Genomic DNA, 10710 nt, shown 5'->3' on the forward strand with positions numbered 1-10710 from the left:
GTGCGGGGCGTAACCGGGTGTTCAACCGCCGCGACCGGGCGCGCCTGAAGATGGCTCTGCGCGGCAAGCGCCTCGGCCTGTCGCTGGCCGAGATTACCGACCTGATCGGCATGTACAACTCGACCGAGGATGAAACGCCGCAGTTGTTGAAGTGCCTGCAGGTCGTCGAGAAGCGCCGGGCGGCTCTGGAGCAGCAGCGCGAGGACATCGAAGCCATGCTCGACGACATTTCCCAGTTTGAAACCCAGTGCCATCAAGAACTGGCTCGGCGGGATGTCGCATAAAAAATATTTACTAACCAGTTGACGTTAACGTCAACGTAAATACAATCACATCCTATAACTCGAATATCCGGAGACAAACCCATGAACATTCCCAGCCTCGATTTTGGCCTCGGCGAAGACATCAATCTGCTGCGCGATGCAGTTAAGGCCTTTGCCGACGCCGAAATTGCGCCGCGCGCTGCCGAGATCGACCGCGCTAACGAATTCCCGGCCGACCTTTGGCGTAAATTCGGCGACATGGGCCTGCTCGGCATGACGGCTGGCGAGGAATACGGCGGCACGAATATGGGCTATCTGGCCCACATCGTCGCGCTGGAGGAAATCTCCCGCGCCTCGGCCTCGGTCGGCCTGTCCTACGGTGCACACTCGAATTTGTGCGTAAACCAGATTCGCCGCAACGGGACGGAAGCGCAACGCCAGAAGTACCTGCCCCAGCTGATCTCCGGCGAACACGTTGGCGCACTCGCCATGTCCGAGCCGAATGCCGGTTCCGATGTGGTGTCGATGAAGCTGAAAGCCGAGAAAAAAGGCGACCGTTATGTGCTGAACGGTTCAAAGATGTGGATCACCAACGGCGGCGATGCCGATACGCTGGTGGTTTACGCCAAGACTGACCTGAATGCTGGCGCCAAAGGGATGACGGCCTTCATCGTTGAGAAGGGCATGCCGGGTTTCAGCCACGGCACTCACCTCGACAAGCTGGGCATGCGCGGCTCCAACACCTATCCGCTATTTTTCGATGACTGCGAAGTGCCGGAAGAAAATGTGCTGGGCGGCGTCGGCAACGGCACCAAAGTCCTGATGTCCGGCCTCGATTACGAACGCGCCGTGCTCTGCGGCGGCCCGCTCGGCATCATGGCCGCCTGCATGGATTCGGTTGTTCCCTTCCTGCACGAGCGCAAGCAATTCGGTCAGGCGATCGGCGAATTCCAGCTGATGCAGGGCAAGGTCGCCGACATGTATTCGACCTGGCAGGCCACCCGCGCCTACGTTTATGCCGTCGGCCGTGCCTGCGATGTCACCGATCATTCCCGAACGCTGCGCAAGGATGCCGCCGGGGCCATTCTTTACTCGGCTGAAAAAGCCACCTGGATGGCTGGCGAGGCGATCCAGACCTTGGGCGGGGTTGGCTATACCAACGAGTATCCGGTCGGCCGTTTGTGGCGCGATGCCAAGCTTTATGAGATCGGCGCCGGCACCTCGGAAATCCGTAGAATGCTGATTGGCCGCGAACTCTTCGCTGAAACTGCCTGAACAAGCTCCCAGCGGCGTCTCCGAACTGGGGGCACCGCACCATGGAGCTGCACAAAATGACCGTTACCCTACGCACCCTCACCGCTAAAGATACCGAAGCGCTGGAACAGGTTCGCCAGTATTTCCGCAACTATGCGGGCTGGCTGGGCGTCGATCTGTCGTACCAGAATTTCGATCAGGAAATGGCCTCGCTGCCCGGCGCCTATGAAACACCGGATGGCCGCCTGTTTTTTGCCGAAGTTGACGGTCGACCGGCGGGTTGTGTCGGCGTCCGGCCACTACCCGGCAGCGAAGGCGTCTGCGAGATGAAGCGCCTCTACGTCGAACCCGAGGAGCGCGGCCACGGCGTCGGCGCCGCGCTGGCGCTGGCCGCGATCAAGGCAGCCAAGGAAATCGGCTACCGCAAGCTGATGATCGACACGCTGCCCAATATGCGGATGGCCGTAAAGCTTTACCGCGAACTGGGCTTCACCGAGGCGCCCAATTACTACCAGACGCCGGTCGAAGGCACGATGTTCCTCGCCCTTGATCTGGAAAACTGGTCGGAAGAAGAAATCCGCAGCGAAAACCTGTCGCACCTGTTCGATTTCAACCGGGCCTGGGCCAACCAGATGCAGGAAGTCGACCCGGAGTATTTCAATAAGTTGGCCCAAATCCAGACCCCGGAATTCCTCTGGATCGGCTGCTCCGATTCGCGCGTCCCGGCCAACCAGATCGTCGGCCTGCTACCGGGCGAGGTGTTTGTCCATCGCAACGTCGCCAACGTCGTCGTCCATACCGATCTCAATTGCCTGTCGGTCATCCAGTACGCCGTCGATGTGCTGAAAGTGAAGCACATCATGGTCGTTGGCCACTACGGCTGCGGCGGAGTCGGTGCAGCGCTGCGCCGCGACCGGGTCGGCATCGTCGACCTCTGGCTGCGCCATGTGCACGACGTCCATAACAAGCATCTGGCCAACGTCGACAGCCTGCCCGAAGACCAGCGCCACGACCGCCTGTGCGAGCTGAACGTGCTGGAACAGGTCACCAATGTCTGCCATAACCCGGTGGTTCAGGATGCCTGGCAGCGCGGCCAGCAACTCACCATCCACGGCTGGATTTACGGCCTGAAGGACGGCTTGATCCACGACCTCGGCATCACCATCGATTGTCCGCAGGACCTACCCACCCGTTACGACGCCGCACTGAAAGCGTTGGACGCCTAGTTAAACCAAGCACTCAGGAGAAATCAGCATGAATGACCCGATCGTTATCGTTTCCGCCGCCCGTACCGCCATGGGCAGTTTTCAGGGCGGCTTTGCCGGCCTGACTGCGGCCAACCTCGGTGCCGTCGCCATCAAGGCTGCGGTCGAGCGTGCCGGGGTCGATGCCAACCTGATCGAGGAAGTGCTGATGGGCTGCGTGCTGCAAGCCGGCCAGGGCCAGGCACCGGCTCGCCAGGCAGCATTGCAGGCCGGCCTGCCGATTTCCGCCGGCTGCGCCACCATCCACAAGGTTTGTGGTTCGGCCATGAAGGCGACCATGCTCGGCCACGACGGCATTCTGGCCGGCTCTTACGGCGCGGCCGTCGTGGGCGGCATGGAATCGATGACCAACGCCCCCTACCTGCTGCCCAAGGCACGCGGCGGCTACCGCCTCGGCCACGGCCAGATCATCGACCATATGTTCATGGATGGGCTGGAAGACGCTTACAGCAAGGAAACCCGCGGCCGCCTGATGGGCACCTTTGCCGAAGAGTGTGCGACCACTTACGGCTTCAGCCGCGAAGCGCAGGACGAATTCGCCATTCGCTCGACCACCCGCGCCAAGCAGGCCAGCGACGACGGCAGCTTTGCCTGGGAAATTGCCCCAGCCACCATCGCCGGCCGCAAGGGCGATGTCGTGATCGACAAGGATGAAGGTCCGTTTGCGGTCAATATCGACAAGATTCCGAGCTTGAAGCCGGCCTTCAAGAAGGATGGCACGGTCACCCCGGCCAATTCCTCGTCGATTTCCGACGGCGCTGCCGCCATGGTGCTGATGCGCGCCTCGCAGGCCGCCAAGCTCGGCCTCTCGCCGATTGCCCGCATTGTCGGCCACACGACCCATGCCGGCGTGCCAGCCCTCTTCCCGTCCGCGCCGGTCGGGGCCATGCAGAAATTACTGGCAAAAACCGGGTGGACCGCAGCCAACGTCGATCTGTGGGAAATCAACGAAGCCTTTGCCGTGGTGACGATGGCCGCCATCCACGACATGCAGTTACCGGTCGAAAAAGTGAATATCCATGGCGGCGCCTGTGCGCTGGGCCACCCGATCGGTGCTTCCGGAGCACGGATCGTCGTCACGCTGCTTGGCGCATTAAAGAAATACGGCCTGAAGCGCGGCGTTGCCTCGTTGTGCATCGGCGGCGGTGAAGCCACGGCGCTGGCGGTGGAAATGCTGTGAGATTTGCTGTTAGTGGTTAGTCGGTAGCTGTTAGCAAGATTTGTGCGCCAAGGGCGCGGGAACTCAATGCTCATGACTGACTACTCGCTACTCAAACCTGATTTGGAGAATTCGATGCTTTTAACGCAAGAACAAGAAATGATTCGCGACACCATGCGCGCCTTTGCGCAGGAGCGCCTCGCCCCTTTTGCCGGCGAGTGGGACAAAAACCATACCTTTCCAGCCGAAGCGCTGAAGGAACTCGGCGCGCTGGGCGCGCTCGGTATGGTCGTGCCGGACGAATGGGACGGCGCCGGGATGGATTACATGTCGCTGGTCCTGACGCTGGAGGAAATCGCCGCTGGCGATGGCGCCACCTCGACCATCGTCAGTGTGCAAAATTCGCTGGCCTGCGGCATCACGATGAAATACGGCACCGATGCCCAGAAGGAAACCTGGCTCAAACCGCTGGCCCGGGGCGACAAGCTCGGCTGCTTCTGCCTGACCGAGCCGCACACCGGCTCCGATGCCTCGGCGATCACCACCCGCGCGGACCGCGATGGCGACGATTTCATCATCAACGGCATCAAGCATTACATCACCACCGGCAAGCACGCCGAGGTCGCCATCGTCTTTGCCGTCACCGACAAGGCCGCCGGCAAAAAGGGGATTTCCTGCTTTTTGGTGCCGACCGCGACGCCGGGTTACATCGTCGCCCGTATTGAAGAAAAAATGGGCCAGCACGCTTCGGATACGGCGCAAATTGTCTTTGAAAACTGCCGCGTCCCGGCTTCCGCCCTGCTCGGCAAGGAAGGCGAAGGCTACAAGATCGCCCTGTCCAACCTCGAAGCCGGCCGCATCGGCATCGCCTCCCAGGCCGTCGGCATGGCCCGCTCCGCCTTCGAAGCCGCCGTGCGCTACGCCAAGGACCGCCAGACCTTCGGCGTGCCCATCATCGAACACCAGGCCGTCAACTTCCGCCTCGCCGACATGGCCACCCAGCTCGACGCCGCCCGCCTGATGGTATGGCGCGCCGCCATGCTCAAGGACGCCGGCAAGCCCTGTCTCAAGGAAGCCTCGATGGCCAAGATGTTCGCCTCCGAGATGGCCGAAAAAGTCTGCTCCGACGCTATCCAGATCCACGGCGGCTGCGGCTACACCGACGAATCCCCGGTCGAACGCATTGCCCGCGACGTGCGCGTGTGCCAGATCTACGAAGGCGCCAACGACATCCAGCGGCTCGTCATCGGCCGCACCATCGCTTCCGAATAAAGGTACGCATAAACCTACTGCGGCCGCCGATCTCGCAACTGCGGTACTCGCCGTACTCAAGTACGGCTGCGTTCCTCGCCGCGACCTCGACGGCCTCGCTACGGTTTCTGCGCACCTTTAGCTGGCTGAAGTGTTTGGGCGAACACGAGTTCGCCCAAAAAATATTCCGTTCCAAACCGCACAAGATCCCGAAGAGGCTCGGTGCCCGGCCAAAGCCCGTCTGAACCTTTGATCCGCGCAGCAACGGGCGGGGCCTTCCGGCGCAGCTGTCTGAGCCCGCAGGGCGAGTTCTGCGCCGGCCGCCCGTTGTGAGCAGCGCAGGGGAGTCATTCGCGTAGCGAAAGACCGGTGAAGCCGGGTCGCCTTCTTTGCTTCCTTTCTTGGCGAGACAAGAAAGGAAGTCGCCCGCCGGGGGCGAACTCCCCGGCCAACGACACGTCCAGTTGCCACCAGAAGCAACGCAGCGACGAAGACAAAAAACAAAAAGGAGACAAAACAAATGGGCCCCCTCCACGGCATCAAGATCGTTGAATTCGCCGCCCTTGGCCCCGCCCCCATGGGCGCCATGATCCTCGCCGACCTGGGCGCCGAAGTCGTGCGCATCGAACGCAAGCTGCCGCCCGGCGCCAAGCCCGGCTCCGAACTGTTCGACCCCAGACTCGACATCCTCAACCGCAGCCGGCGCGTCGTCACCCTCGACCTGAAGAAGCCCGAAGGCCTCGCCGCCGCCCGGCAACTGATCGCCGGCGCCGACATCCTGATCGAAGGCTTCCGCCCTGGCGTGATGGAACGCCTCGGCCTCGGCCCCGACGAATGCCTCGGCACCAACCCGCGCCTGGTTTTTGGCCGCATGACCGGCTGGGGCCAGACCGGCCCGCTGGCCAATGCCGCCGGCCATGACATCAATTACCTATCGCTCTCCGGCGCGCTCCACGCCATCGGCGAGCCCGGCGGCAAGCCGGTGGTGCCGCTCAACCTCGTCGCCGATTGCGGTGGCGGAGCGATGTTGCTGGTGGTCGGCGTGCTGGCCGCCCTCCTTGAGGCGCGCACGTCCGGCCAGGGCCAGGTTGTGGATGCGGCCATGACCGACGGCTCGGCGCTGTTGATGACGATGATGTACACCCTCAAGGCCATGGGCGAATGGACGCAGCAGCGCGGCAGCAACCTGCTCGACGGCGGCGCCCATTTTTACGACACCTATCGCTGCGCCGACGGCAAGTACATTTCCATCGGCCCCATCGAGCCCCAGTTCTACGCCCTCTTCCTCGACAAGACCGGCCTCGCCGACCCCGACTTCTCGCAGCAATGGGATCGCGCCCGCTGGCCCGAACTGAAAGTGCGTCTCGCCGCCCATCTGGCCACCCGCAGCCGTGACGAATGGTGTGCGCTGCTGGAAGGCACCGACGCCTGCGTCGCCCCCGTGCTGGACATGGACGAAGCGCCCGAACACCCGCACAATCGGGCCCGCGGCACATTCATCGAAGTGGGCGGCGTCGTTCAACCCGCCCCGGCCCCCCGCTTCAGCCGCAGCACGCCTGCCAAGCCCCGCCCGCCGCTTACCGGCGCCACGGGCGAGGACGTTCTCGCCGACTGGGGTTTCAGCCCGGACGCACTGGACGGGCTGCGCAAGGCCGGAGCGATTTGAACGACATTTCAACAATTACAGGATCGGAGGACACATGGACTATCAGAACATCATCGTCGAAACCCGCGGCAAGGTCGGCCTTGTCACGCTCAACCGCCCCAAGGCCCTCAACGCCCTCAACGACGATCTCGTCGATGAGCTGGGCGTGGCCCTCGACGCCTTCGAAGGCGACGAAAACATCGGCTGCGTGGTCATCACCGGTTCCGAAAAGGCCTTCGCGGCCGGCGCCGACATCACCATGATGGCCAACTTCAGCTACATGGACGCCTACAAGGGCGATTACATCACCCGCAACTGGGAGCGCCTCAAGACCTTCCGCAAGCCGGTGATCGCCGCAGTGTCCGGCTTTGCGCTGGGCGGCGGCTGTGAGCTGGCCATGAGCTGCGACATGATCTTCGCCGCCGACACCGCCAAGTTCGGCCAGCCCGAAGTGAAGCTCGGCATCCTCCCCGGCGCTGGCGGCACCCAGCGCCTGCCCCGCGCCGTCGGCAAGGGCAAGGCCATGGACCTGTGCCTCACCGCCCGCCTGATGGACGCCGCCGAAGCCGAAAAATCCGGCCTCGTCGCCCGCGTGATCCCCGCCGACAAGCTCGTCGAGGAAGCCCTCGCCGCCGCGGCCGCCATTGCCAGCTACTCGCTGCCGGTGGTCATGATGATCAAAGAATCGATCAACCGCGCCTTCGAGTCCAGCCTCAACGAAGGCCTGCTCTTCGAACGCCGCACCTTCCACTCGGCCTTCGCCCTGGCCGACCAGAAGGAAGGCATGGCCGCGTTTGTCGAGAAGCGCAAGGCCGAGTTCAAGAACACCTGAAAACGCCCGCCGCAAACAAAACGGCTACCTCCTCGCGGGGGTAGCCGTTTTTCATTGACGCAGGCGTGCGCTGACAGGCGTCTATTTTTCCCGGCACTGGGACGGGTCGAAACTGGAGCTGGACGCCCGCGACATGCCCGAATTACGGCAGATGGTATGCGCGTTATCGTCGATCATCCTGGCCACGGCGGCGCGGTCGGGGCCGGAGAACTCCCGCGTGATCAGCGGCCCGCTGCTGCTGTTGCAGTAGATGCTGCACACGAAAGTCTTGTTCTTCGGCGCAGACGACGCACTGCTCTTCGAACTCTGCGACGAAGAACTCCCCGAAGAACTGTAGGACGAACTCGATGCCGCAGCGGCCCTCGACCTTCTCAGGTCTTCGAGCCGTCCGCTATCCACCTCCGAAAACCGGCTGATAAAGCTCGCCCCCTCCTTGCCCAGGCCCGGCACCGTGGCGCTGCGGGACAAACCGGAACCGGGACGCTGGAGATCCGCAAAATTGATTTCCTGGGCCACCGCCGACAGCGGCACGCAAACCAGAAGGCAAAGACCCAGCAGACCACGCATCATTTAATCAACTCCATGCCCTTGAAGCTGAGCGTGGCCTGGGCATCGCCATCCGCCCAGTAAGCCGTGTATCCGCCGGCGCTCCCGCGCTGAAAAAAAGCCACGTCCACCCGCCCGAAGCTCACCGGAACCGTTGCCGAGTAATTCGGCGGTGACAGGGTCACGGTAAGCTGCCCCGTACGCCGGTCGTCGGCCCGTTTGTCGAAATTGCCCACCCAGCTCGACTCCTGCAGCCCGTGGCGCGGCAGCACCAGCTCGGTGGCCAGCATTACCCGGTAGGTGCCCAGCCGCAGCCGGATGGGCCCTCCCGCCTGCCGGGCACGGATCGTCACCGTACCGCTCACCTCGCGCTGCGCGGTGAAGTTGTAACGGCACAGCATCCAGCAACTGCCCTCGCCGGACGTCGTCTGGCCGGGGTTAAGCCGGAAATCCATCTCCAGCAGGCGGCTCTTGTCGGCCAACGTGGCCACGGCCAGGTTTTCCATCATCGAGCGATGCTCGTCGGTACGCATCAGCTTTTGCGCAGCCTTTGCATCCGCCGGATCCTTGATCAGCAGATAAGCGTGGTAGTAACCCTCGAAAGTGTTCTGGGCACGCATCCGGTTGATCAGCGCCATGAACACCCCGGGCGCCTTGTTGTCCGGATCGCGACGGGCAAACTCAACCAGGAAATCCTTCATCTGTTCCGGCGTCGCCTCCGGCGCCATGGCGGCCTTCGCCGAGGCGTCATAGCGTTCGCGAAAGCGCGGATCGATGCGGTCGAAATAGCTCGCGACCTGCCCGTCCCAGCCGAGATAAACCAGCGCATGGGGCTGGTAATCGTCCACCGGCGGCAACAGCAGGTAAAGCCTGTCGCCGGGCTTCACCACCAGCGCCGAACCGCCGCGCTTGTCCCGCAACTCGGTGACGCCTTCGTAGGCAAGCGCCTTCAGCGAGTTGCCCGCCTTGTCCCGCAGGCGAATGCTGGAATACGAAACGATGGCGCTTTCGGGGCGCCCCTTGCGCTCCAGCCCGGATATCTCGAGAAGCGTCCCCTTGTCGCCCGACCACATGCGCTCGAGCTTGAGCGCCGGATTGGAGGGGTCTTCCAGGAAAGCCTCGGAGACGATGCCGAGCCGGTGTTCGCGCGCCCCCGGGTTTTCGGCCCGGAAGCGTTTGAGCAGGGCCCTGGAGGTGTCCGGGTCGATCGTGTCGACGGCCTCGGGTGCGTCGGGCGCAGAGACAAGCTGCGCTTCTGTCGTCTGCGCCCGCGCCGGAAACGACCACGCGGACAGCAGGCACAAGGCAAGGCCCGTGATGGCGTGCTTCGAATCCATCATGGCGCCGTTCAGTTCTTGGCGTCGGAACCGAACACCTTGTTCATGACTTCTCCGGCGCTCTTGAGAAACTCGCCCAGCCCCTCGGACAGGCGATCCCCCAAAGACGTACCGCCGATATTCTCGACCGACTCGCCCAGCACCACGATGGACGTGCGGCGATTGGCCTGGCGGCCCTCGGCCGTGTTGTTGTCGGCCACCGGCTTGCTCATCCCGAAACCGGTTGCGGTGATACGGCTTGCCGCAACGCCCTTGGCCACCAGCGCCTGCTTGACCGAGCTTGCGCGCTTTTCGGACAAGGCCTGGTTGAGGTTTGCCGCGCCGACGTTGTCGGTGTAGCCCTCGACAGCCACGTTGGCCTTGGTTTTTTCCTTGAGGATCTTCGCGACGCGCTCGATGAAAACCTGCCCCTCCTGCTTGATGTCGGAACGGCCGGTGTCAAAGAGGATGCGGTCATCGGAGGTGATCTGGGCGCCGCGGCTGGTCTGGGTCACCTTGACCGGATTGCGCTTGGCCGAATCGGTAGCGGCGCTGCCGCTGCCGGACTGCGTCGTTGCGCAGCCGGAAAGAATGAGCCCCGCCACCGCCAACGCCACATAACGTCGTTTCACATCAAGCATTTGACACTTCCTTTTTTGGTCTTGTTGTTGCACCGATTACACCGATCCGGGATGCAAGCCCGAAACAGCAGAATTTTTCATGTTTTCACATCGAAAACAAATTGTCATTATTGATTTCCGCTAAGCACGGCATCTCGTCACACGCCCGCACAGTCGATTCGCAGCGGCGGAGACACAGCTCAGGGAGGTCGGGTTGCGCTGCGCTAATCCAACCTCCCTGCTGCTCTTCGAGCGCCGCACCTTCCACTCGGCCTTCGCCCTGGCCGACCAGAAGGAAGGCAAGGCCGCGTTTGTCGGGAAGCGCAAGGCCAGTTCAAGAACGAGTAACAGCGGCTTTGATGCAAAAGCGAAGGGGGCTGCGGCCCCCTCAGACTGCTGACGAACCCCCGGTTTTTCCGGGGGTTCGTGCTTTTTGGAGTCCTGTCAGACGATCGGAAGCACTGGGTAGCGGCCGGGGCCGGCGGGGCGCATTGGGGTGAAAACGGCGTACAGGCCGCGTAGAGCGCCTGTCGGAGCACCACACAGCCAGAATTTCGGG

At 62.8% G+C, this 10710-nt stretch carries 10 protein-coding genes; 7 read left to right on the forward strand and 3 right to left on the reverse strand.

The window, feature by feature from the left end; genetic code table 11:
- From Q1W26_RS15015 to Q1W26_RS15045, 7 genes are all read left to right on the forward strand, one after another.
- The coding region (locus Q1W26_RS15015) for a MerR family DNA-binding protein (protein WP_300441863.1) at positions 1–284 on the forward strand (284 nt) is incomplete at its 5' end.
- An 81-nt stretch (positions 285–365) separates the two neighbouring features.
- Positions 366–1538, forward strand: coding sequence for an isovaleryl-CoA dehydrogenase (locus tag Q1W26_RS15020; protein WP_300441864.1), 1173 nt, complete (start codon positions 366–368; stop codon positions 1536–1538).
- A gap of 56 nt (positions 1539–1594) precedes the next feature.
- A complete protein-coding gene (gene can / locus Q1W26_RS15025; RefSeq protein ID WP_300441866.1) occupies positions 1595–2743 on the forward strand; it encodes a carbonate dehydratase in 1149 nt (382 codons plus the stop codon).
- A gap of 28 nt (positions 2744–2771) precedes the next feature.
- Positions 2772–3962: an acetyl-CoA C-acyltransferase gene (locus Q1W26_RS15030; RefSeq protein ID WP_300441868.1), complete on the forward strand. Its 1191-nt coding sequence runs from the start codon at positions 2772–2774 to the stop codon at positions 3960–3962.
- A gap of 114 nt (positions 3963–4076) precedes the next feature.
- Complete coding sequence (locus Q1W26_RS15035) at positions 4077–5213, forward strand: acyl-CoA dehydrogenase family protein (protein ID WP_300441870.1); 1137 nt, start codon at positions 4077–4079, stop codon at positions 5211–5213.
- A gap of 499 nt (positions 5214–5712) precedes the next feature.
- Entirely contained in the window at positions 5713–6858 is a 1146-nt protein-coding gene (locus Q1W26_RS15040) for a CaiB/BaiF CoA-transferase family protein (protein ID WP_300441872.1), read from the forward strand.
- Between the two features lie 34 nt (positions 6859–6892).
- Positions 6893–7669, forward strand: a complete 777-nt coding sequence (locus Q1W26_RS15045; RefSeq protein WP_300441875.1) for an enoyl-CoA hydratase — start codon at positions 6893–6895, stop codon at positions 7667–7669.
- A gap of 81 nt (positions 7670–7750) precedes the next feature.
- Here Q1W26_RS15045 and Q1W26_RS15050 read toward each other — a convergent pair whose 3' ends face one another.
- The 3 genes from Q1W26_RS15050 to Q1W26_RS15060 are packed head-to-tail and all read right to left on the reverse strand — an operon-like array spanning position 7751 to position 10172.
- On the reverse strand, positions 7751–8239 hold the full coding sequence (locus tag Q1W26_RS15050) for a hypothetical protein (protein WP_300441879.1): 489 nt from the start codon (positions 8237–8239) through the stop codon (positions 7751–7753).
- The gene (locus Q1W26_RS15055; RefSeq protein ID WP_300441882.1) at positions 8236–9555 is read right to left on the reverse strand and encodes a hypothetical protein; all 1320 of its coding nucleotides are present in this window, start codon (positions 9553–9555) and stop codon (positions 8236–8238) included. The genes Q1W26_RS15050 and Q1W26_RS15055 overlap by 4 nt, the downstream gene beginning before the upstream one ends.
- An 8-nt stretch (positions 9556–9563) precedes the next feature.
- Complete coding sequence (locus Q1W26_RS15060; protein ID WP_300441884.1) at positions 9564–10172, reverse strand: OmpA family protein; 609 nt, start codon at positions 10170–10172, stop codon at positions 9564–9566.
- Positions 10173–10710: the final 538 nt, after the last annotated feature.

The sequence above is a fragment of the Zoogloea sp. genome, assembly GCF_030157465.1.
Taxonomy (GTDB): domain Bacteria; phylum Pseudomonadota; class Gammaproteobacteria; order Burkholderiales; family Rhodocyclaceae; genus Zoogloea.